Consider the following 22097-nt stretch of genomic DNA (forward strand, 5'->3'; position numbering starts at 1 on the left):
TGTCCGGGACCCCTTCGCTGCCGCTACGGGGCAACCTGCGCTGCTCGATTACGGCGGGGGGCGTCAGAACTCGCTTCGCTCAAACAACTGCCGCCCTTGACACCGCCTCCATCTGCGCTGCTCGGCCCGGCCAAACGGGCTGTGGGGAAGGAAGCGGATTCGGGGAGGTGAGGACGCGCTTTGCGCGTCCTCACCGGAGCCCGCTGGCGAATCCGGTCCCGATTACACCACCCGTCGGGCTGGGCCGAGGAGCGCAGCCGAAAACGGATCAGGGCGAGCGATTGTCTGAGCGTAGCGAGTTCGAGCTCGACCCCGTTTTCGGCGAGCACCGCAGGTTGCCCCGGAGCGCAGCGCAGGGGTCCCAGACCATCGGGTCGCCTTTCTTTTGGGTACTTTTCTTTGGCGACGCAAAGAAAAGTGCCTCGCCCGCCGGGGCGAGACCCGGCTTGCTGGCAAACCAAAAAATCGGGATCAAAGAGAACTTCAAGCCCGCAGCAGCGGAGGCAAAGAGATGAACCTCTCCGAACCGTTCGTCCGCCGCCCAGTAGCCACAGTCCTCCTCACCATAGGCCTGGCCCTCGCCGGCTTAGGCGCCTTCTTCGTACTGCCGGTCTCGCCGCTGCCGCAGGTCGATTTCCCCACCATCTCGGTGAGCGCATCACTACCCGGCGCCAGCCCCGCCACCATGGCCAGCAGTGTGGCGACGCCGCTGGAGCGGCGCCTAGGCACCATTGCGGGTGTCAATGAAATGACGTCCAACAGCGGTGCGGGCTCGACTCGCATCAGCCTGCAGTTTGACCTGAACCGCAAGATTGATGCAGCCGCGCGAGAGGTGCAGGCGGCCATCAACGCCTCACGCGCGGACCTGCCAGCCACGCTGCGCAGCAACCCGACTTACCGCAAGGCGAACCCCGCCGCTTCGCCGGTGATCATCCTGGCGCTGACATCCAAGACCCGCTCGCCGGGACAAATCTACGACGAGGTGTCGAACCTGGTGCAGCAAAAAATTGCGCAGGTGCCGGGCGTGGGTGATGTCGAGCTCGGTGGCGGCTCGCTGCCCGCCGTGCGGGTGGAACTGCTGCCGTTTGCCCTGAACCGTTACGGTGTCAGCATGGAGGACGTGCGGGCGGCGCTGCAGGCCTCCAACGCCAACCGACCCAAGGGCGCGATTGAAGGCAACGGCCAGCGGCTGCAGATTTATTCAGGCGCCAACACCGCCAGTGGCGGGCGCAAGGCGTCGGACTACCGCGAGCTGGTGGTGGCCTGGCGCAACAACGCAGCCATTCGCCTCAGCGATGTGGCCGAGGTGGTCGATGGCGTGGAAAACACCAACACCCTGGGCCTGTTCAACGGGGAGCCGGCAGTGATTGTGCTGGTCACGCGCCAGCCCGATGCAAATGTGATTGCCACCGTCGATGCTGTGCGAGCCCTGCTGCCCGAGCTGCAGGCCCAATTGCCGCAGGACGTGGTGCTGCAGGTGGCGTCGGACAGAACCAACTCGATACGTGCGTCGCTCAAGGAAATTGAAATCACGCTGCTGATATCGATTGTTCTGGTGGTGCTGGTGGTCAGCGCCTTTCTGCGCAGTGCGCGCGCCACACTGATTCCGGCGGTGGCCACGGTGGTGTCCTTGTTGGGCACCTTTGGCGTGATGTACCTGCTGGGCTTTTCGCTGAACAACCTGAGCCTGATGGCCCTGACCGTAGCCACCGGCTTTGTGGTGGACGATGCAATTGTGGTGCTGGAAAACACCAGCCGCCATATTGAAGCGGGCATGGACCGTTTCAAGGCCGCGCTGCTGGGCGCACGCGAAGTCGGCTTTACCGTGTTGTCCATCAGCCTGTCGCTGGTGGCGGTGTTTATCCCGCTGCTCTTCATGGGCGGGCAGACCGGGCGGCTGTTTCGCGAGTTTGCGGTCACGCTGTCGGCGGCGGTGTTGATCTCACTGGTGATATCGCTGACCACCACCCCGATGATGTGCGCCTGGCTACTCAAGCCACATGGCAGCAACAAGCCGCAGGGGCGCGTGGCCCGGTGGCTGGAGCGCACCTTCAAGGCGGTGCAACGCGGATATGAACACAGCCTGGACTGGGCGCTGGGCAGCAAGGCGCTGGTGATGCTCATCCTGCTGGCCGTCATTGGCTTGAATGTTTACCTGTTTGTGAAGATACCGAAAGGTTATTTTCCGCAGCAAGACACCGGCCAGATCAGCGGCGGCATACGCGCCGACCGGAGTATTTCTTTTCAGGCTCTGCAAGGCAAGCTCAAGGCGCTGGTGGACATCATCCGCAATGACCCCGCGGTGGACACGGTGGTGGGTTTTACCGGTGGCTCACGTGCCGGCGGCGGCTTCATGTTCATCAACCTCAAGCCGGTGGCCGAGCGCACCGAAGCCGGCCAGGCGGTGATTGCGCGGCTCCGGCCACAGCTGGCGCAGATCACTGGCGTGACGCTTTTTTTGAACCCGGTACAAGACCTGCGCGGCGGCGGGCGGCAAAGCAACTCGACCTACCAGTACACCCTCAAAAGTGATTCGACAGCGGACCTGAAAATCTGGGCGGTTCGGCTGGCCGAGCAGATGAAGCTGCAGCCCGCGCTGACCGATGTCGATACCGACCAGCAGGAAAACGGTGTGGAGACCATGGTCACGGTGGACAAGGACAGTGCGGCGCGCCTGGGCATCAGCTCCCGCGATGTGGACAACGCGCTGTACAACGGTTTTGGTCAGCGCCAGGTGGCCACGATTTATGCCGACCTGAACCAGTACAAGGTGATCATGGAAGTGGCGCCGCGTTTTACCCGCAGCCCCGAGTCACTCAAAGACATTTACGTGCCGGCGCGCGGCGGCAGCGGCACGACGCTGGCGGCGGCAGCGCCCACGGCTGCGAGCAGCGTGGCCAACCCCGGTCTGCGCGACCCGTCGGCAGGGCAGGCGTTGAGCTCGGCAGCAACTACCATGGTGCCGCTCTCGGCCATAGCCAGCTTTAGCGAGAACCCGACAGCCGCTTCGGTCAGCCATGAAGACGGTGAACTTTCAACCACGGTGTCTTTCAACCTGGCCGAAGGTGTGCCACTGGGCGAGGCGCAGGCAGCCGTCAAACAGGCCGAAGCCGAGATTCGCCTGCCGGCCAATGTGCGGGGCAGCTTTGCCGGCACCGCGCTGAGTGCGCAGCAGTCGCAAAACGAGCAACCGCTGCTGATTCTGGCTGCGCTGATCGTGATCTACATCGTGCTCGGCATTTTGTATGAGAGCCTGGTGCACCCGATCACGGTGCTGTCCACCCTGCCCTCGGCGGGTGTGGGTGCGGTGCTGGCACTGCTGATGTTCAAGATGGAGTTTTCCATCATTGCGCTGATCGGCGTCTTTTTGCTGATTGGCATTGTCAAGAAAAACGCCATCCTGATCATCGACTTTGCGATTGAGGCCGAACGTTCGCGTGGCCTGTCCGCGGTGGAAGCCGTGCGCGAAGCCTGTCTGCTGCGCTTTCGGCCCATCCTGATGACCACGCTGGCCGCGATATTGGGCGCGCTGCCGCTGGCGATTGGTTTTGGCGAGGGCGCAGAGCTGCGTCGGCCGCTGGGCATCTCCATCATAGGCGGGCTGATTGCCAGCCAGTTGCTGACGCTGCTGACCACGCCGGTCGTCTATGTGCTGATGGACAAGCTGCGGCGGCGCGGTGCCACAGAACACCAGCTGGGCCGCCATACCGACGACTTCCCTGCGCCACCCCCGGGTGCGCCACTGCAACTGCAATGAGGCCCGCCATGCGACACAGACTCTCCACTTGCCTGCTGGCCATCACTCAGGTCATGTTGACCGCTTTGATCACCGGCTGCGCCGTGGGACCTGAGTATCAGCGGCCCAGCACCCCCGATGTCAGCAGCTTTAAGGAAGCCCAGGGCTGGGTGCCGGCAGCGCCCGCCGACGCGCTGGAGCGTGGCCCGTGGTGGCAACTTTTTGGCGACCCGCTGCTGGACCAGCTGGCGGCGCGTGTGGAAGTGTCCAACCAGAACGTCGCCGCCGCCGTCGCGGCCTACACTCAGGCCCGCGCGCTGGTGCGCCAGCAACGCGCTTCGCTGTTTCCTTCGGTCGCGCTGGACGGGGGCGCCTCGCGCTCCCGCAGCAGTGGCAACACCACCACCGGCGCCAGCGGGCGCGTCGGCAACAACTACCAGCTCAGCATAGGCGGCAGCTGGGAGCCCGACGTCTGGGGCCGCCTGAGCCGGGCGGTGGACGGCGCGTCAGCCGGCGCGCAAGCCAGCGCAGCCGATCTGGCCTCTGCCAAACTATCTGCCCAGGGCGAACTCGCTGCCAACTACTTTGCGCTGCGCCAGACCGACGCGCAAAAAGCCTTGCTTGAAACCACCCTGGAGGGTTTTCAGCGCGCCTTTGAGATCACGCAAAACCGCTACACCGCAGGCATCGTCGCCAAGACCGATGTGTTGCAGGCGCAAACCCAGCTGGCCAATGCCAAGGCCGACAACGCCGGGCTGGTGCGCCAGCGCGCCCAGCTGGAGCATGCGATTGCCGTGCTGGTGGGCGAGGCGCCGGGCAACTTCTCGCTGCCGCCGGTGGCCTGGAAGCCGGCGGTGCCCGACATACCGCTGGGCCTGCCGTCCACCTTGCTGCAACGTCGGCCCGATATTGCCGCCGCAGAGCGCCGCGTGGCGGCAGCCAACGAGCAGATCGGCATTGCCAAAAGTGCTTATTACCCCAGCCTGTCGCTGGGCGCCTCGACAGGTACCAGCGCCGCCCGGGTGGCCGACCTGTTCTCGGCGCCCAGCATGCTCTGGTCGCTGGGCCTGTCGGCAGCGCAGGTGCTGTTTGACGCGGGGGCGACCACAGCGCGCGTCGATGGTGCACGTGCGTCGCACGAGCAGGCGGTGGCGCGCTACCGGCAAACCGTGCTGGTGGCATTTGCCGATGTCGAAGACCAGCTGGCGGCCACCCGTGTGTTGCTGGTGCAGCAGGAGTTGCGCCGCCAGGCGTCTGAAGCCGCAGACCAGGTCGAGCAGCAGGTGTTGAACCGCTACCGCGCGGGTCAGGTTGGCTTCACCGAAGTCATCACCGCCCAGGCTACAGCTCTGAGCGCCCGCCGCGCACTGGTGCAGGCGATGGCGGACCGGCAGACCACGGCCGTGGCCTTGATCCAGTCGCTGGGTGGGGGTTGGCAGGCTGTGGAGTAAGCCTTTATTTGCTACTATTTTTATAGCTGCTTGTGCTTGTCGGATAAGGGCTGGAGGCCGAATTAATGCCTGAATTAGCACCGCCTGACTCGCGATGCGCGGCGGGCCAGAAATCTTCTTTGACGCGAAGGCAGGTGGTCTGCCTGCAAGCCGGGTCTCGCCCCGGCGGGCGAGGCACTTTTCTTTGCGTCGCCAAAGAAAAGTACCCAAAAGAAAGTTACTTGCCGCCGGGCAACCCCCGGCGTGTCGGCACACCATGACAGCGAGAACAACGTGAGTAGTCAGCAAACATGGCCCCCGGATCAAGTCCGGGATGACAACCAGACAGCGGAGACTTCAAGAAGCTTTGACCGCAGCCACCAACCTCTCAGCACACCCCAGCGCCTGCCCCGCATCCCGCGCCTCCACCATCACCCGCAGCAGCGGCTCGGTGCCACTGGCGCGAATCAGCACCCGGCCGCTGTTACCGAGCTCTGCATTCACGGCCTCAGTTTCTGACGCCAGCAGCTTGCTGCCAGCCCAGTCCTGTCCCGGTTGCAGGCGCACATTGATCAGCGTCTGGGGAAACAGCGTCACGTCAGCCAGCAACTGCGCCAGACTTTTGCCGCTGCGCACACAGGCCTGCAACACCTGCAGCGCGCTGATCAGGCCATCACCGGTCGTGTGTTTATCCAGCGCCAGCAAATGCCCGGAACCTTCGCCGCCCAGCAACCAGCCGCGCTTTTCAAGCTCTTCCAGCACATAACGGTCGCCCACCTTGGCCCGGACAAATTCCACACCCCGGGCTTTGAACGCCACTTCAACGGCCATGTTGGTCATCAGCGTGCCCACGGCCCCGGGGACTTTTTCACCGCGCGCCAGGCGCTCGGCCACCATCAGGTACAGCACTTCGTCGCCATTGAACAAGCGCCCCTGGGCATCCACCAGCTGCAGGCGATCGGCGTCGCCGTCGAGTGCCACGCCGTAGTCCGCGTCGTAGGCTTTGACGGCCTTGATCAGGGCTTCGGGATGGGTGGCACCCACGCCATCGTTGATGTTCAGGCCGTCGGGCGAACAACCGATGGCGATGACCTCGGCGCCCAGTTCATGAAAAACCTCGGGGGCGATGTGGTAGGCCGCACCGTGCGCGGCATCGACCACAAGCTTCATGCCCTTGAGCGTCAGATCATGGGCAAAGGTGCTTTTGCAGAACTCGATGTAGCGACCCGCCGCGTCATCGAGCCGGCGTGTTTTGCCGAGGTTGGGCGAATCGGCCCAAACCGGCGCCCGCTCCAGTTCAACTTCAACTTCCTGCTCCCACGCATCCGGCAGCTTGGCGCCCTGAGCACTGAAAAACTTGATGCCGTTGTCGGCAAAGGCATTGTGGCTGGCGCTGATCACCACGCCCAGGCTGGCACGTTGGGTGCGCGTCAGGTAGGCCACGCCGGGTGTAGGCAGTGGGCCGAGCAGCACGACATCGACTCCGGCGGAGTTGAAACCCGACTCGAGCGCACTCTCCAGCATGTAGCCGGAAATCCGGGTGTCCTTGCCGATCAGCACTGTCGGACGTGCCTCGGTTTTCTTGAGCACCCGGCCAACCGCGTGGGCCAGGCGCAGCACAAAATCAGGGGTGATCGGCGCCTGCCCCACCGTGCCGCGAATGCCGTCGGTGCCGAAGTATTTTCTTGTCATTGTTGTCCCTTGAACGAATCGACTGTCAGTTGGTGAGCGACCGCAGACCCCAATTTTAAAGCGCGCCGGCGGTTCAGGACGGCACTGCGAACGCTGCCGACCACACCTTGAGTGCCTGAACGGTTTCCCTGACATCGTGCACACGCACAAGGCGCGCACCGCGGTCCACGGCGAGCACTGCGGCCATGACGCTGGGTACCATGCGGTCGGTAACGTCGAGCTGGGCTGCACTGGCCAGCGAGGTCGCTGTGACCGCAGCCAGCGAGGACTTGCGCGACCAGCCAGCCAGCAGTGGATAACCGGGAGCGAGCAACTCGCGCTGACGCGCCAGCAGTTCGAAGTTCTGCGCGACCGTCTTGCCAAATCCAATACCGGGATCAAGCACGATGCGGTTGGCCGCCACGCCCATAGCCCTCAACTCGCTGGCCCTGCCGGCCAGAAAGGCCAGCACGGGGGACACGACATCACCTTGCATGGGTGCGACCTGCATGGTCTGCGGTTCGCGGTGCATGTGCATCAGGCACACGCCGCATGCGGGGTGCGCAGCCACCACAGCAGCAGCAGCCGGCTGGCGCAGCGCCCAGATGTCGTTGATGATGTCGGCGCCCAGATCCAGCACCGCAGCCATGACATCAGGTTTGCAGGTATCCACCGAGACTGGCACACCGAGACGGACCGCATGGCGCACCACGGGCAGCACCCTGGCCAGCTCTTCGTCCAAGGGCACGGGCGGCGCACCGGGGCGGCTGGACTCCCCTCCTATGTCGAGAATGTCGGCGCCGTCCTTGAGAAGCTGATCGCAGTGCGCAAATGCGGCGCGCTGCCCGCTGCCGGGAGAAAAAAACTTGCCCCCATCGGAAAAAGAGTCTGGCGTGACATTGACGATGCCCATCACCCGGGGCTGCTCAAGACTGATTTGAAAGCGCGAGGTTTGCCAGATCACGTTGAGAGTGTCCTTGTTGACGGGGCAAAGAAAAACCGGGGTCACGCCCCGGTTGTCTGATCATTGGCGGCTGAATATCCTCAGGCCACCGTGGGCGCCGGATCAGTGCTGACCGCCGGTGTACCGCCGCTCGGTCCGCCGCCGCCTACCGAGGAGTTGCGCGGTGTCCAGTCTTTGGGCGGGCGCGGCTCGCGACCGGCGATGATATCGTCAAGCTGGTCGCCGTCTATGGTTTCCCACTCCAGCAAGGCCTTGGCCATGGCGTGGATTTTTTCCTGGTTGTCCTCAATCAGCTTGCGCGCCTCGGCGTATTGCAGATCAATGATGCGACGAACTTCCTCATCCACCTTTTTCAGGGTCGACTCGCTCATGTTGTTGGTTTTGGTTACTGAACGGCCCAGAAACACTTCGCCTTCGTTTTCAGCGTACACCATGGGGCCCAATGCCTCGCTCATGCCGTAACGCGTGACCATGTCCCGCGCCAGCGCCGTAGCGCGCTCGAAGTCGTTGCTGGCGCCGGTGGTCATCTGGTTCATGAAGACTTCTTCGGCAATGCGGCCACCAAACAACATGCTGATCTGGCTCAGCATGTACTCGCGGTCGTAGCTGTAGCGGTCTTGAGCCGGCAGGCTCATGGTCACGCCCAGGGCGCGGCCGCGCGGAATGATGGTGACCTTGTGCACCGGGTCGCATTTGGGCAGCATCTTGCCCAGCAGCGCGTGGCCGGACTCGTGATAGGCCGTATTGCGTCGTTCTGACTCGGGCATGACCATGCTCTTGCGCTCAGGGCCCATCAGGATTTTGTCTTTGGCTTTTTCGAAGTCCTGCATTTCCACGGTACGCGCGTTGCGGCGCGCGGCCATCAGGGCGGCTTCGTTGCACAGATTGGCCAGGTCGGCGCCAGACATGCCAGGTGTGCCGCGTGCAATCACGCTGGCGTTGACGTCCTGACCCAGCGGCACCTTGCGCATGTGCACGTTGAGGATCTGCTCACGACCCCGGATATCGGGCAGCGTGACATAGACCTGGCGGTCAAAACGGCCGGGGCGCAGCAGGGCAGAGTCCAGAATGTCGGGGCGGTTGGTGGCGGCCACCACAATCACGCCGACATTGGTCTCAAAGCCGTCCATCTCAACCAGCATCTGGTTCAGGGTTTGCTCACGCTCGTCGTTGCCACCACCCAGCCCAGCGCCGCGCTGGCGTCCGACGGCGTCAATCTCGTCGATGAAGATGATGCAGGGCGCGTTTTTCTTGGCGTTGTCGAACATGTCGCGCACGCGGGCTGCGCCGACGCCGACAAACATTTCGACGAAGTCAGAACCGGAAATCGAGAAGAAAGGTACCTTGGCTTCGCCGGCAATGCCTTTGGCGAGCAGCGTCTTGCCAGTGCCCGGTGGGCCGACCAGCAGCAAACCGCGCGGAATACGGCCGCCAAGTTTCTGGAACTTTTGCGGGTCCTTCAGGAAATCGACCACTTCCTTGACCTCTTCCTTGGCCTCGTCGCAACCGGCAACGTCGGCAAAGGTCACGGTATTGGTGGACTCGTCGAGCATGCGGGCCTTGGACTTGCCGAAGCTGAACGCCCCGCCCTTGCCGCCGCCCTGCATCTGGCGCATGAAATAGATCCAGACGCCGATCAGCAGCAGCATGGGACCCCAGCTGACCAGCAGGGTCATCAGGAGCGAGCCTTCTTCACGTGGCTTGACATCAAACTTGACGTCGTTGGCGATCAGGTCGCCGACCAGGCCGCGGTCCAGGTAAGTAGCCGTGGTGCGGATACGGCGGTCATCGGTCGTGACGGCCGAAATTTCGGTGCCGCCCTGGCCCTCCGCAATGGTCGCGGACTTGATGCGTTTACCCTTGACCTCGTCAAGAAATTCGGAATATCCAAGGTAGTTGCTACCAGCGCCGCCGCGTGTATCAAATTGCTTGAAAACGGTAAACAGCACCATGGCGATCACCAGCCAGATTGCAATTTTGGAAAACCACTGATTGTTCAAGGATGACTCCGTTGGGGGAACAAAACGCACATGCGCCTGATTTTAGGCGTTTCAAGGGTAAAAACCGTCTGTGCGTCCGGGGACATCCCTTGGTTTGAAGCGGGATTGCGGTATTTGTTGCGTTTCAGCAAGCTCAGGCGGGGCTTTTCTTCAGACCCATGCCGATCAGAAAGGTTTCTGACGACTCAGAGCGTGAGGCCTTGGGTTTGAAGGGTTTGACCACTTTGAAGGTCTCCTTGAACAGCTTGACCAGCGGGCTGTAGGCCCCGCCATGAAACAGTTTGACCACCAGCGCCCCCTCGGGTTTGAGGTGCAACAGCGAAAAATCCACCGCCAGCTCGACCAGATGGGCAATACGCGCGGCATCAGCCGACTCAATGCCGGACAGGTTCGGCGCCATGTCGGAAATCACCACATCCACCTTGGTAAACCCTTGGTCGGCGGCCAGGGTCTGCTCCAGAATTTGAAGCACCTCGGGCTCGCGGAAATCGCCCTGGATAAACACCACGCCCTCCACCGGCACCATCGGCAGGATGTCCAGCGCCACAATGCGGCCGTTCAGCGCGCCGGCTGCGGCACCCGCTGGCGACAGTTTACGCCGCGCATACTGGCTCCAGGCACCCGGAACGCTGCCCAGGTCGACCACACAATCGCCGGGGCGGATCAGCCCGAACGTGTCGTCGATCTCCTTGAGTTTGTAGGCTGCCCGCGCCCGGTAACCCTCCCGCTGGGCCAGCTTGACGTAGGTATCGTTGACGTGGTCGTTGAGCCACGCCTTATTGACCTTTTTGCTTTGGGTTTTTACTTTCATGCGCCTATTGTCCTCTCACCGATAATCGGGGCATGGCTCAAATACTACTTACCCCTGCCCAACGCAAAGACCACCGCGCCGAGGCCCACCACCTGGACCCGGTGGTCATGGTCGGATCGGACGGCCTGACCGACGCCGTCAAAAAGGAAATCGACGCCGCACTCAACGCGCATGGCCTGATCAAGGTGCGTGTTCAGTCGGACGACCGCCCCGGCCGGGAAGCAATGTTCCAGTCCCTCACCGGGGAACTGGGCGCCGCACCCATCCAGCACATTGGCAAGCTGCTGGTGCTCTGGCGTCCCATGCCCGAGAAAGTCAAGAAGGTCAACGAGGACCGCATGCCCGGGCCACGCGATGTGAAGGTGCTGAAAAACAGCAGCCGCTACGGCCAGCGCCCCGAGGTCAAAACCCTGCGCGTGCTGGGCAACCAGCGCCTGACGCCAGGCGGCAGCGTCAAACGCGCCAAAAAGCCTAGGCTGCAAAGCGTGAAAAAACGCGCGCAGGACTGAACCCCTGCCGCAGCCAGGCGCCAGTATTTGGCACGTCATGTCCTGTTTGCCCCTTTAGATCTGATGCCACCGCCCACAGCTGATTGCCATGACCACCGACAACCCGCTCCTCGATTTTTCCGATCTTCCCCTGTTTGACCGCATCACGCCTGCCCACGTAGCACCGGCGATGGACGTGTTGCTGGACCAGGCGCAAGCAGCGCTGGAACACGTCACGGCAGCGGATTTTCCGGCCAACTGGGGCGATGTGGCGCGTGTACTGGATGTGGCCACCGAGCGCCTGAGCCGCTCCTGGGGCGCGGTCAGCCACCTCAACGGCGTGGCCGATACCCCCGAGTTACGCGCCGCCTACAACGCGGCCCTGCCCCGCGTGACCGAGTTCTGGACCCGCTTGGGTGCTGACGAACGGCTTTACGCCAAATACAAGGCGATGGATGACGCCAGCCTGAATGCCGAGCAGCGCCAGGCGCACAAAAATGCGGTGCGCAACTTTGTGCTCTCGGGTGCCGAGCTGACGGGTGCCGCGAAGGAGCGTTTTGCGGCCATCCAGGAGCGGCAAGCCGAACTGAGCCAGAAGTTCAGCGAAAACGCACTCGACGCCACCGACGCCTATGCCTACTACGCCACCGATGCCGACCTGGCAGGCGTGCCCGGCGACGTGCTGGAAACCGCACGCGCGCAGGCCGAAGCCGAGGGCCAACAAGGCTACAAACTCACGCTAAAAATGCCCAGCTACCTGCCGGTCATGCAGTTTGCAGATAGCTCAGTCCTGCGCGAAACCCTGTACCGGGCCTACAGCACTCGCGCCAGCGACCAGGCGCCCGCCGAGTTCAGCCGTTTTGACAACAGCGCGGTGATGCAGGAAATTCTGGCGCTGCGGCGGGAAGAAGCCCAGTTGCTGGGCTACCGCAACTTTGGCGAGGTGTCGGTGGTTGCCAAGATGGCCGACTCGCCGGACCAGGTCATCCGCTTCCTGCGCGATCTGGGCCAGCGCGCCAGACCTTACGGCCTGAAAGACGTGGCCGATCTGCGCACCTTTGCGGCCGAAAAGCTGGGCCTGACAAATCCCCAGCCCTGGGACTACGCTTACATCGGCGAAAAACTCAAGGAAGCGCGCTACGCCTTCAGCGAGCAGGAGGTCAAGCAGTACTTCACCGCACCCAAAGTGCTGGCCGGTCTGTTCAAGATTGTGGAAACCCTGTTTGAAGTGGCGATCCGGCCCGACAGCGCTCCCGTGTGGAATGCGGGCGTGGAGTTTTACCGGATAGAACGCGACGGCCAACTGGTCGGGCAGTTTTACCTGGACCGCCCGGCGCGTACCGGCAAACGCGGCGGCGCCTGGATGGACGACGTACGCGCGCGATGGCTGCGCCCCGACACTGGCCAGTTGCAAACCCCGGTCGCGCACCTGGTCTGCAATTTTGCCGACGGCGTAGGCGGCAAGCCTGCGCTGCTGACGCACGACGACGTGACCACCTTGTTCCATGAGTTTGGCCACGGCCTGCACCACATGCTGACGCGCATCAACGAGCGCGATGTTTCGGGCATCAGCGGCGTCGAGTGGGATGCGGTCGAACTGCCCAGCCAGTTCATGGAGAACTTCTGTTGGGAGTGGGATGTCCTCAAACATATGACCGCCCATGTGGACAGCGGTGAGCCCCTGCCGCGCCCGCTGTTTGACAAGATGCTGGCCGCCAAAAACTTCCAGAGCGGCATGCAGACGCTGCGACAGATCGAGTTTTCGCTGTTTGACATGTTGCTGCACACCGACTGGCAGCCAGGTGGCGATGTGATGGCCCTGCTCGACGGTGTGCGCCAGGACTACGCCGTGATCACGCCACCCCCCTACAGCCGCACCGCACATACATTCAGTCACATTTTTTCTGGCGGCTACGCAGCCGGCTACTACAGCTACAAATGGGCGGAAGTCCTCTCGGCAGATGCCTACGCCGCCTTTGAGGAAAGCGCACAGGCCGATACGGCAACAGGTATAAACACCGATGCCGACGAGGGCCCCGGCCCCGTTAGTCTGGAAACAGGTAAAAAATACCGTCAGGCCATCCTGGAAGCTGGCGGTAGCCGGCCCGCGATGGAATCGTTCAAGGCCTTCCGTGGTCGCGAGCCTTCCATCGATGCCCTGTTGCGGCACCAGGGCATGGCGTGACACATCTCATTCGGAGCAAGGCATGACAGCTAGCGTTATTCATCAAGCGGCCGCAACCCCGGCCAAGGCCATCGCGCTGGGACTGCTGGTGCTGGCCGCTGGCATTTTTTCGCCAGCATCACAAGCACAGCAACAGGTTTTTCGCATCGTCGGACCAGACGGCAAGGTGACGTTTTCCGACCAGCCTCCGCCAGCTGCCAGCAAAGCCAAAGTCACGGCCACTACAGCCGACAGCGGCGGAGCTGCAGCCACTGCTGCGCTGCCTTTTGAACTGCGCAAGGTAGCAACCCAATACCCGGTGACGCTTTACACCGGTGACAACTGCGGCCCCTGCACATCGGCGCGCGCCATGTTGAGCACACGGGGGATTCCGTTCAGTGAAAAAACCGTGACCACCAATGAAGACGCGCAGGCGCTGAAACGGCTCAGCGGCGACAACTCCCTGCCCTTTCTCACCATAGGCGGTCAGCAGCTCAAGGGTTTTTCAGATTCGGAATGGACGCAGTTTCTCGACGTGGCGGGGTATCCCAAGTCATCCGTGCTGCCGGCCAGCTACCGCCAGGCCCCGGCGACCGCCCTGGTGACGCTTGCACCTGCGCCGGTAGCGTCCACCACTACAGCCACGCCACCGCCCCCCTCCACACCAGTGATACCGCCATCGAGCAGTCCCTCCGGCATCCGCTTTTAAGGCGTCAGCGGGCAAACCGCACCGGATGCGCTCAGCGCGGCAGCCAGCCCAAGCCGGCTGAAGTTCCACCCGACTGGCCCCCCTGACGGGGCCGATACTCACAACCGATCCAGCCGTCCCAGCCGCAAGCCGCAGACACTTCGTCGATCACACCGAAAAGATAGGGGTAGTTGAGCTCGCCGATGTCGGGTTCATGCCGCTCGGGCACGCCAGCAATCTGGAAATGTCCCACTGCACCGGTGGGCAGGTACTGGCGGATTTTTGTGGCCACATCACCTTCGACAATCTGGCAGTGGTACAAGTCCATCTGCACCTTGAGGTTGGGCGCACCGACCTCGGCCACAATTTCATGCGCATGGTCCTGCCGGTTCAAAAAGAAGCGCGGCACGTCGCGCGTGTTGATGGGTTCGATCAACACATCGCGACCGTGTTTTGCGGCCTCCATCGCAGCCCAGCGTAAATTGGTCACATAGGTCGGGCGCACCTCTTCGCGCTCCTGTCCTGCACCGATCAGTCCGGCCATCAGGTGAATGCGGGGGCAGTCCAGCGCTTCGGCGTATTCAAGCGCGAGCAGCACACCGACACGGAATTCCGCCTCACGGCCCGACACCGCCGCCGTTCCACGGTCGCCCATTTTTTCCCAGGCATGGGCGATGGATGCCGCGTCGGTGCCGCCGGGTGGCGCATTGAACAGCACCTGCTGCAAACCGTGGGCCCTTAGCCGCGCAGCGAGTTCCCGCTTGTCAAAGCCATAGGGGAAAAGAAACTCCACCGCCTTGAAACCGTCGCCGGCTGCCGCTTCAAAGCGGTCCAGAAACGGCAGTTCGGGGTACATCATGGACAGGTTGGCGGCAAATTTCGGCATGGATAAACTCTGGTTTCTTTTCAGATGCTACTCAATTGATAGCTGGCTATGAAGACTGGATATGGGCTGGAGGCCGATTTGACCACCCACCCCTACCACCGTGCACCGAAAGTCTGGCGCAGCTCATCAATCTGCGGGTCGCTCAGGGACTCGGGGTGCGCGCTGCCAAGACACATCAGTCGCGCGGTTTCCTCAAGCTCTTCAAGCACCGCCATGGCAGCGGCCGGGCTGTCGTGCCAGACATTGGGGCCGAGCCGAGCCAGCATCACCGCGCGTATCGGTGTGCCCTGCCGGCCATAACGGGTGATGGCCTCGCCGACCCGTACCGCAGCCGCCGCGTCGCCCGGGCGGTGGTAGTCGATCAGCGGCACATGGCCGACCTTCATCACAAAGTAGGGCGTGATCGGTGGCAGCAGTTCTGCACCGATGGCGTGCAGGCTGAGCGCCACACAGTGCGTGCTGTGGGTGTGAATCACACAACGTGTGCCGGGGTCGAATTCCGAGGCCGCCGCATAAATGCCGGCGTGCAGCGCGATGGTCTTGCTCGCGGTGTCACCGCTGAGCTGCTTCGCGTCGGCGTCCAGCCGGGCCAGCCGCGCCGGGTCAAGAAAACCCAGGCATGCGTCGGTGGGGGTGATCAGGTAGCCACCGCCCTCCGACGCATCCAGGCGCACACTGATGTTACCGGCCGTGGCATGCACATAAGCACGATCAAACAGGCTTTTGCCGATGCGGCAGATCTCTTCGCGGGCCTTGTTTTCTTTCATGCCAGCATGGTAAAGGCTTTGGTAAAAAAGTCGTCGGTACCGAAGTTCCCCGATTTGAGTGTGAGATGCAAGCCGCCATTGCCTGCGATTTCAGTCAGAGCATGACACCAGGGCACGCCGGGATCGATTTGCGGGCCGATCTGCATCTGCGTGATACCCAGCGCCTGCACGCAGGCACCCGATGTCTCGCCGCCGGCCACCACCAGTTGCCGCACGCCGAGCTGCACCAGCCCGCGCGCCACGGCAGCCAGAGTGCGTTCGACCAGGGCGCCCGCCTCTTCCACGCCCAGACGGCCCTGTACCGCCTTCACGCCGCCGCTGTCGGCGGTGGAATACACCAGCACCGGGCCACGCGCCAGCAGCGGTTTGGCCCAGGCCAGCACCTCGGCCGCCACATCGGCGCCTGAGGCGATGCGCAGCGGATCGACCGCCAGCGTGGGATGACCCTGTTTCATGAAGTCCAGCACCTGCCGGTTGGTCGCCAGAGAGCAACTGCCCGACACCGCCGCCTGCAGGCCGCTGGCAGCAGGCAAACGGCTGGCCTGATCCGACGGGGTAATGCCGAAGTTGGCCGGCAAGCCAATCGCCACACCAGAACCAGCCGTCACCAATGGCATGCCTTTGAGAGCCGGACCCAGGCGCAGCAGGTCCTCGTTGGACACCGCATCAACGATGGCTACACCGACACCGTCGGCCTGAAGTTGCGCCATGCGCTCGCGCACCGCAGGCTCGCCGCGTGCCACCACCTTGTGGTCGATCAGGCCGACGCGCCGCTTCGTCTGCGACTGCAGCACACGCGCCAGGTTCGCGTCCGCCATCGGTGTGAGCGGGTGGTTCTGCATGCCGCTTTCATTGAGTAAAACGTCACCCACAAACAGATAACCCTTGAATACCGTGCGATGGTTGTCCGGAAAGGCTGGCGTGGCGATCGTGAAGCGTGTGTTCAGCGCGTCCATCAGCGCTTCGGTCACAGGCCCGATATTTCCCTCGGCCGTGCTGTCAAACGTCGAGCAGTACTTGAAGTAGATTTGTTGTGCGCCCTGCCCTTGCAACCAGGCCAGGGCAGCCAGTGATTCAGCCACTGCCTGGGCCGGTGGCACCGTGCGCGACTTGAGCGCGACCACCACCGCATCGACCCCGGCACCCAGCGGGCCATCCGGCAAACCAATGGTCTGCACCACGCGCATGCCGGCGCGCACCAGGTTATTCGCCAGGTCCGTGGCCCCCGTGAAGTCGTCAGCGATACAACCAAGCTTGATGGCACTCATGGCTTCTTCGGCAACTCAATGCCCGGAAAAATCTTGATCACGGCACTGTCGTCTTCCTTGGCAAACCCGGCGCTAGAAGCCTGCATGAACATCTGGTGCGCTGTGGAAGACAGCGGCAAGGGAAACTTGCTGGCGCGCGCCATGTCGAGCACGATGCCGAGGTCCTTGACGAAGATATCGACCGCCGACAGCGGCGTGTAGTCGGCCGCCAGCACATGGGCCATGCGGTTTTCGAACATCCAGCTGTTGCCGGCGCTGTGGGTGATCACCTCGTACAGCGCGGCCGGGTCCACGCCTTCGCGCAAGCCCAACGCCATAGCCTCTGCGGCGGCAGCAATGTGCACACCGGCCAGCAACTGGTTGATGACCTTGACCTTGCTGCCTGCACCGGCCGCGTCGCCGAGTTTGTAGACCTTGGCCGCCATGGCATGCAACAGCGCTTCGGCCTTTGCGTAGGCGGCCGGCGCGCCGGAGGTCATCATGGTCATCTCGCCGCTCGCGGCTTTCGCTGAACCGCCGGAAATCGGCGCGTCGATGTAGAGCAGGCCCATGTCGTTCAGGCGTTTTTCCAGCGCCACCGACACATTCGGATCAACGGTGGAACACATCACAAACACGCTGCCGGGTCTCATGGCGGCCGCGCAGCCTCCGCGGCCGAACAGCACGGCCTCTGTCTGCGCCGCGTTGACCACGACCGACACCACCACATCGCACGCTGCGCCCAGTTCCGCTAGCGTGGCGCAAGCGGTGCCACCTTCGGCGACAAACGCGGCCGCAACCTCGGCCCGCACATCAAACACCTGCAACGGGTAGCCGGCGCGCCGCAGCGACGCCGCCATGCCGCCGCCCATGGCACCCAGGCCGATCACACCTGCCGTGAGAGTCATCGCTGCGTCCTTCAACCGAGGGTGATTTTTGCGAAGTCTGCCACACGCTTCCACTTGGCTGCATCTGCGGTCATGAAGGCACCCATCGGAGAGGCGGCGAGAAAGCCGACATCGGCGCCACGCGACTCCATGGACTTTGCAACGTCAGGTTCACGCAGGACTTTCTGCAAGGCCTGTTCCAGCGCGCTGACCACAGCTGTCGGCGTGCCTGCTGGCGCCGCGACGCCGTACCAGGCACTGACATCAAAGTCCGGCATGCCCAGTTCCACCAGCGTGGGAACGGACGGCAGGGCCTTGCTGCGGCTGCGGGTGGTGACTGCCAGCGCCTTGACCGTGCCGCCCTGGATCTGTCCGAGGACCGATGGAAGATTCTCAAACATCATGTCGACCTCGCCCGAGATCAGGCCGGTTACGGCTGCAGCCGCTCCCCGGTAGGGGATGTGGGTGATGAAAGAAGATGTGGTGCTTTTGAACAGCTCGGCGCTCAGATGCAGTGAGGTGCCATTGCCGTTCGAGGCGTAGTTCATCTTCCCCGGCTCACGTTTGGCGCGTGCTACCAGATCGGCCACCGAATTGATGCCGCTTTTCGGGTTGACCAGCAGCACATTGGGCACGCGGCCCAGCAGACCGACCGGGGCGATCTGCTCAGGCTTGTAAGGCAGGCTGGCGTACAGCGCCGGGCTGATGGTCAGTGGCGGTGAAGCCATGAGCAGGGTGTAGCCGTCGTTCTGTGCCCGGGCCACCTCGGCCGCACCCAGATTGCCACCGGCGCCCGGTTTGTTGTCAATAACAACCGGCTGGCCCAGTTCCTGCGCCAGGCGCGGCCCGATCAGGCGTGCCATGTTGTCGATCAATCCCCCCGGCGGAAATGGCACGACCAGACGAATGGGCCTGCCGGGCCAGGCCTGCGCCAGCAGCATGGAAGGAAAGGCAAGCGCTGCAGCGCCCGTTGCCAATACGAGGCGGCGACTTAAAAGGGCTGTGGCTGGGGGTAAACGGCGCATGGGGTCTCCTGAAGATACGTCAAAATCGGTCTGAACTATTATTTATATGGTTATCATACAACTTGAGAATGGAGTGCATCTCCATGTTTTCCCCAATCCTGGCTATGCCCGGGGACAAAAAGCCTATCGCGCGGCGCTAGCCGGCAACAATGCGCTGGCGAGTTGCACGCCCTCCTGCTCCCAGAACGCGGGATCGGCGTGGCGGATGCGCTCAATGGCGTTGTCCATGTGTCGCGTAGCGGCCTGGCGCGCCAGCAGTGCATCGCCGGCTTCGATGGCGCGCGTGATGGCTTCATGTTCATCACGCACCTGGCCCGCGAAGTCGGCGCGGCGCGCCTCATTGGCGCGGGTGACACGGGTAACGCCGCGCAGAAACTGGCGCAGGTAGTCCAGCGTGCTGATCAGAAAGGGGTTTTGCGCCGCACCGGCAATGGCACGGTGGTAGTTGACGTCTTCCTCGGCGCCGTCGCCGCCGGTCCGTACGGCTTCATCAAGCGCGTCCATCGCCTGGCGAATATCCCTGAGCTGGTCCGCGCTGCGGCGCAGCGCCGCGAGCGCGGCAACTTCGGCCTCGAGCGCGCGCCGCACCTCGACCATCTGGATCACGGCCTGCATGGACGCAGATGACCGGCTATCAAAGTTCAGCGGCGCAAATGCCGCCTGCCGCACAAACACACCGCTGCCCTGGCGCGACTCGACCACACCCAGCGACTTGAGCCGGGACACTGCCTCGCGCACCACCGTGCGGCTGACCGCAAACTGTTCGACCAGCGCGGCCTCGGTGGGCAATTTCTCGCCGGCGGCCGGCCGGCCCGCGCGGATTTCGGCGGACAGGGCCTCGGCCACCTGTTCAGACAGATGGACGCCCGGAGTGATCGACTGGAAACGCTGGGTCATGGGATGCAAAAAGTTGTCATATGACTCTACAACATCCCGACAGCCTCAAAGCCTAAAAAACCAGCGTTTTGACGCCGGCTTCCGTGCCCAGCAAGCAGACGCCGGCTTTTTGCAGCGCGAACACGCCCACAGTTACCACGCCCGGCCACTGGTTGACACGGGTCTCAAAGGCCAGCGGATCGCTGATTTTGAGGCCGGTCACGTCCAGAATGTGCTGGCCGTTGTCGGTGACCAGGGGCTTGCCGTCCTTGAGGCGCACGGTGGCTTGGCCACCCATGGCCGCAAACTCGCGAACGATGCGCCGCGTCGCCATCGGAATCACTTCGACCGGCACCGGAAACTGTCCCAGCACCTGGACCAGCTTGGATTCGTCGGCGATACAGACAAACTTGCGCGACTGGGCCGCGACGATTTTTTCACGCGTGAGTGCCGCGCCGCCGCCCTTGATCATGTGGCCGGCGTGGTCGATTTCGTCGGCCCCGTCGATGTAGACCGCGAGTTCATCGACTTCCGAGGCGTCAAACACCTTGATACCCAGCGCTTGCAGCCGCTCGGTAGAGGCCACCGAGCTGGAGACCGCGCCCTTGATCGTGTCCTTGATGGTGCCAAGCGCGTCGATGAACTTGTTGACGGTGGAGCCGGTACCGACACCGACGACGGCGCCAGCTTCCACATAATTCAGGGCGGCCTGGCCGACCAGGGTTTTGAGTTCGTCTTGTGTCATGGTTCTGCGGGGCCTTTGGCGTGCGGGGTTTGCGACAATGGGGCTACCCCCAAAGAACAACACAAATTATCCAATGTCCCTGCTCCCCTACGCCCTTGCCCGCCCTTTTTTATTTGGGCTCGACCCCGAGACCGCCCATGAGCTGACCCTGGCTGCGCTGGCCCGCACCCAGCACACACCGCTGTCGCTGGCCTACTGCGCCACCCGCGTCAGCGACCCGGTCGAACTGGCCGGTTTGAAATTCCCAAACCGCGTCGGCCTGGCCGCCGGTCTGGACAAAAACGCGCATTGCATAGACGGACTGGCCGGCATGGGGTTTGGTTTTATCGAGGTGGGCACGGTCACACCTAAGGCCCAGCCGGGCAACCCCAAGCCGCGCATGTTCCGCCTGCCGCAGGCAAACGCGCTGATCAACCGCCTGGGCTTCAACAACGATGGGCTGGACGCCTTCATCGCCAACGTGCAGCAATCGACCTTCCGAAAGCGCAAGGGCGACAGCCCGCTGCTGCTGGGCCTGAACATCGGCAAAAACGCCGCGACGCCGATTGAAAACGCGGTAGACGACTACCTGATCTGCCTGGACGGTGTCTACCGGCATGCCGACTACGTGACGGTGAACGTCTCCAGCCCCAACACCAAAAACCTGCGCGCTCTGCAAAGCGACGAGGCGCTGGACGCGCTCCTGGGCAGCATTGCCGAACGCCGCGAAGCGCTGGCCACGCAATGCGGAAAGCGTGTTCCCATCTTCGTGAAAATTGCACCCGACCTCGACGAAGACCAGGTGGCGGTGATCGCTGCCACCCTCAAGCGCCACGGCATGGACGGCGTCGTCGCCACCAACACCACCCTGAGCCGCGATGCGGTCAAAGGCCTGCCCCATGCCGAAGAAGCGGGCGGCCTCAGCGGCTCACCTGTGCTGGAGGCCAGCAACCGTGTGATCAGGCAGTTGCGTACGGCGCTGGGCAAGGGCTTTCCCATCATCGGAGTGGGCGGCATTTTGAGCGGTGAAGATGCGGTGTCCAAAATCAGGGCTGGCGCCGATGTGGTGCAGATCTACACCGGACTCATCTACAAAGGCCCGGCGCTGGTGACCGAAGCTGCGCTTGCCATCAAAAAGAGCTTATAGCCCAATAGACACGGGCGCAAGCAGCTCCTGTTTTCGTAGCATTTTGGCGCTGCAAGTGCAGCATCGGTCAAGCTGATTTTTAGCCCGGCAGTTCAGCCAGACGTTTCGCCGCCTCTTGTTTGCCCATTTTTCGCAGGCTTGCGATCGCCGGCAACTGGCTGGCCCTGGGGCGGGTTTTGCCCTCTTCCCACTTGTAGATCGACTGCACCGAGACGTTCAGAATTTTCGCAACGGCGGTGGCGGTCAGGCCCAGACGCTTGCGCTGCGCAACCAGGCCTTTGGCGCTGTAGCGCAGGCCAATCTTGCCCGTTTTTTCCGTGGTGTCGCTGCTGGCAGCCTTGCCGGACCGAGCCAGCCGGGACAGTTGTTTTTCCAGCGCCAGCACCCGCCTTTTGAGCGCGGCGATATCGCTGCGGTATTGCGCCGATGCTTTTTTCAGTGGCTGGGTTTCGGCGCGTGTATCTTTGCGGGCGACGCGGGAAATTTCGGCCTTTAAAACGGTAGCAATGTTGGGCACGTCAGGTTTCTCCCGGTTGGGTTGAGAAGGGTTTTTTGCAGATTGTAGGAGGCGCACACGCGGGACACC

Annotated in this window: 18 protein-coding genes; 6 read left to right on the forward strand and 12 right to left on the reverse strand. The window is 62.9% G+C overall.

Going from position 1 to position 22097, the window contains the following annotated elements; translation table 11 throughout:
* Positions 1 to 511 precede the first annotated feature (511 nt).
* Entirely contained in the window at positions 512 to 3757 is a 3246-nt protein-coding gene (locus tag Q8L50_RS15065; protein ID WP_305349451.1) for an efflux RND transporter permease subunit, read from the forward strand.
* Between the two features lie 8 nt (positions 3758 to 3765).
* Positions 3766 to 5187, forward strand: coding sequence for an efflux transporter outer membrane subunit (locus Q8L50_RS15070; RefSeq protein ID WP_305349452.1), 1422 nt, complete (start codon positions 3766 to 3768; stop codon positions 5185 to 5187).
* 336 nt (positions 5188 to 5523) lie between these two features.
* Here the strand turns inward: Q8L50_RS15070 and glmM are convergent, their stop codons facing one another.
* From glmM to Q8L50_RS15090, 4 genes are all read right to left on the reverse strand, one after another.
* Entirely contained in the window at positions 5524 to 6858 is a 1335-nt protein-coding gene (glmM, locus tag Q8L50_RS15075; RefSeq protein ID WP_305349453.1) for a phosphoglucosamine mutase, read from the reverse strand.
* Positions 6859 to 6931: 73 nt separating this feature from the next.
* A complete protein-coding gene (gene folP / locus Q8L50_RS15080) occupies positions 6932 to 7801 on the reverse strand; it encodes a dihydropteroate synthase (RefSeq protein ID WP_305349504.1) in 870 nt (289 codons plus the stop codon).
* Between the two features lie 80 nt (positions 7802 to 7881).
* Positions 7882 to 9801, reverse strand: coding sequence for an ATP-dependent zinc metalloprotease FtsH (ftsH, locus tag Q8L50_RS15085; RefSeq protein WP_305349454.1), 1920 nt, complete (start codon positions 9799 to 9801; stop codon positions 7882 to 7884).
* Positions 9802 to 9934: 133 nt separating this feature from the next.
* Positions 9935 to 10612, reverse strand: coding sequence for an RlmE family RNA methyltransferase (locus Q8L50_RS15090; protein ID WP_305349455.1), 678 nt, complete (start codon positions 10610 to 10612; stop codon positions 9935 to 9937).
* Positions 10613 to 10644: 32 nt separating this feature from the next.
* Here Q8L50_RS15090 and Q8L50_RS15095 point away from each other — a divergent pair, with 32 nt between their 5' ends.
* The 3 genes from Q8L50_RS15095 to Q8L50_RS15105 all read left to right on the forward strand — a co-directional run bounded on the left by Q8L50_RS15095 (position 10645) and on the right by Q8L50_RS15105 (position 13973).
* A complete protein-coding gene (locus tag Q8L50_RS15095) occupies positions 10645 to 11121 on the forward strand; it encodes a YhbY family RNA-binding protein (protein ID WP_305349456.1) in 477 nt (158 codons plus the stop codon).
* 88 nt (positions 11122 to 11209) lie between these two features.
* Positions 11210 to 13285, forward strand: coding sequence for a M3 family metallopeptidase (locus Q8L50_RS15100; RefSeq protein ID WP_305349457.1), 2076 nt, complete (start codon positions 11210 to 11212; stop codon positions 13283 to 13285).
* Positions 13286 to 13307: 22 nt separating this feature from the next.
* On the forward strand, positions 13308 to 13973 hold the full coding sequence (locus Q8L50_RS15105; RefSeq protein ID WP_305349458.1) for a glutaredoxin family protein: 666 nt from the start codon (positions 13308 to 13310) through the stop codon (positions 13971 to 13973).
* Between the two features lie 31 nt (positions 13974 to 14004).
* On the opposite strand, the gene otnI is transcribed toward Q8L50_RS15105, so the two are convergent.
* The 7 genes from otnI to rpiA all read right to left on the reverse strand — a co-directional run bounded on the left by otnI (position 14005) and on the right by rpiA (position 20385).
* Complete coding sequence (gene otnI, locus Q8L50_RS15110) at positions 14005 to 14838, reverse strand: 2-oxo-tetronate isomerase (RefSeq protein WP_305349459.1); 834 nt, start codon at positions 14836 to 14838, stop codon at positions 14005 to 14007.
* 92 nt (positions 14839 to 14930) lie between these two features.
* Positions 14931 to 15605, reverse strand: coding sequence for an aldolase (locus tag Q8L50_RS15115; protein ID WP_305349460.1), 675 nt, complete (start codon positions 15603 to 15605; stop codon positions 14931 to 14933).
* On the reverse strand, positions 15602 to 16873 hold the full coding sequence (gene otnK, locus Q8L50_RS15120; protein WP_305349461.1) for a 3-oxo-tetronate kinase: 1272 nt from the start codon (positions 16871 to 16873) through the stop codon (positions 15602 to 15604). Before otnK ends, Q8L50_RS15115 begins: the two co-directional genes overlap by 4 nt.
* A complete protein-coding gene (gene ltnD, locus Q8L50_RS15125; protein WP_305349462.1) occupies positions 16870 to 17760 on the reverse strand; it encodes an L-threonate dehydrogenase in 891 nt (296 codons plus the stop codon). Before ltnD ends, otnK begins: the two co-directional genes overlap by 4 nt.
* A gap of 11 nt (positions 17761 to 17771) precedes the next feature.
* Entirely contained in the window at positions 17772 to 18764 is a 993-nt protein-coding gene (locus Q8L50_RS15130; protein ID WP_305349463.1) for a tripartite tricarboxylate transporter substrate binding protein, read from the reverse strand.
* Positions 18765 to 18887: 123 nt separating this feature from the next.
* A complete protein-coding gene (locus tag Q8L50_RS15135) occupies positions 18888 to 19661 on the reverse strand; it encodes a FadR/GntR family transcriptional regulator (RefSeq protein WP_305349464.1) in 774 nt (257 codons plus the stop codon).
* Between the two features lie 52 nt (positions 19662 to 19713).
* Positions 19714 to 20385 carry a ribose-5-phosphate isomerase RpiA gene (gene rpiA, locus Q8L50_RS15140; RefSeq protein WP_305349465.1) on the reverse strand — a complete coding sequence of 224 codons (672 nt, stop codon included), beginning with the start codon at positions 20383 to 20385 and terminating at the stop codon, positions 19714 to 19716.
* A gap of 73 nt (positions 20386 to 20458) precedes the next feature.
* Here rpiA and Q8L50_RS15145 point away from each other — a divergent pair, with 73 nt between their 5' ends.
* Complete coding sequence (locus Q8L50_RS15145) at positions 20459 to 21511, forward strand: quinone-dependent dihydroorotate dehydrogenase (protein WP_305349466.1); 1053 nt, start codon at positions 20459 to 20461, stop codon at positions 21509 to 21511.
* A gap of 79 nt (positions 21512 to 21590) precedes the next feature.
* On the opposite strand, the gene Q8L50_RS15150 is transcribed toward Q8L50_RS15145, so the two are convergent.
* The gene (locus tag Q8L50_RS15150) at positions 21591 to 22028 is read right to left on the reverse strand and encodes a DNA-binding transcriptional regulator (protein ID WP_305349467.1); all 438 of its coding nucleotides are present in this window, start codon (positions 22026 to 22028) and stop codon (positions 21591 to 21593) included.
* Between the last annotated feature and the right edge of the window lie 69 nt (positions 22029 to 22097).

Source organism: Polaromonas sp. (genome assembly GCF_030680935.1).
Taxonomy (GTDB): Bacteria; Pseudomonadota; Gammaproteobacteria; order Burkholderiales; family Burkholderiaceae_C; genus Polaromonas.

Excerpts from the sequence above, each read along its gene's own strand:
- otnK (WP_305349461.1), bottom strand. The coding sequence starts at position 16,873 with ATGAGTGCCATCAAGCTTGGTTGTATCGCTGACGACTTCACGGGGGCC.
- Q8L50_RS15115 (WP_305349460.1), bottom strand. The coding sequence starts at position 15,605 with ATGAAAGAAAACAAGGCCCGCGAAGAGATCTGCCGCATCGGCAAAAGC.
- Q8L50_RS15090 (WP_305349455.1), bottom strand. The coding sequence starts at position 10,612 with ATGAAAGTAAAAACCCAAAGCAAAAAGGTCAATAAGGCGTGGCTCAAC.
- Q8L50_RS15135 (WP_305349464.1), bottom strand. The coding sequence starts at position 19,661 with ATGACCCAGCGTTTCCAGTCGATCACTCCGGGCGTCCATCTGTCTGAA.
- rpiA (WP_305349465.1), bottom strand. The coding sequence starts at position 20,385 with ATGACACAAGACGAACTCAAAACCCTGGTCGGCCAGGCCGCCCTGAAT.
- Q8L50_RS15105 (WP_305349458.1), top strand. The coding sequence starts at position 13,308 with ATGACAGCTAGCGTTATTCATCAAGCGGCCGCAACCCCGGCCAAGGCC.
- ltnD (WP_305349462.1), bottom strand. The coding sequence starts at position 17,760 with ATGACTCTCACGGCAGGTGTGATCGGCCTGGGTGCCATGGGCGGCGGC.
- Q8L50_RS15100 (WP_305349457.1), top strand. The coding sequence starts at position 11,210 with ATGACCACCGACAACCCGCTCCTCGATTTTTCCGATCTTCCCCTGTTT.
- Q8L50_RS15095 (WP_305349456.1), top strand. The coding sequence starts at position 10,645 with ATGGCTCAAATACTACTTACCCCTGCCCAACGCAAAGACCACCGCGCC.
- Q8L50_RS15070 (WP_305349452.1), top strand. The coding sequence starts at position 3,766 with ATGCGACACAGACTCTCCACTTGCCTGCTGGCCATCACTCAGGTCATG.
- glmM (WP_305349453.1), bottom strand. The coding sequence starts at position 6,858 with ATGACAAGAAAATACTTCGGCACCGACGGCATTCGCGGCACGGTGGGG.
- otnI (WP_305349459.1), bottom strand. The coding sequence starts at position 14,838 with ATGCCGAAATTTGCCGCCAACCTGTCCATGATGTACCCCGAACTGCCG.
- Q8L50_RS15145 (WP_305349466.1), top strand. The coding sequence starts at position 20,459 with ATGTCCCTGCTCCCCTACGCCCTTGCCCGCCCTTTTTTATTTGGGCTC.
- Q8L50_RS15065 (WP_305349451.1), top strand. The coding sequence starts at position 512 with ATGAACCTCTCCGAACCGTTCGTCCGCCGCCCAGTAGCCACAGTCCTC.
- Q8L50_RS15130 (WP_305349463.1), bottom strand. The coding sequence starts at position 18,764 with ATGCGCCGTTTACCCCCAGCCACAGCCCTTTTAAGTCGCCGCCTCGTA.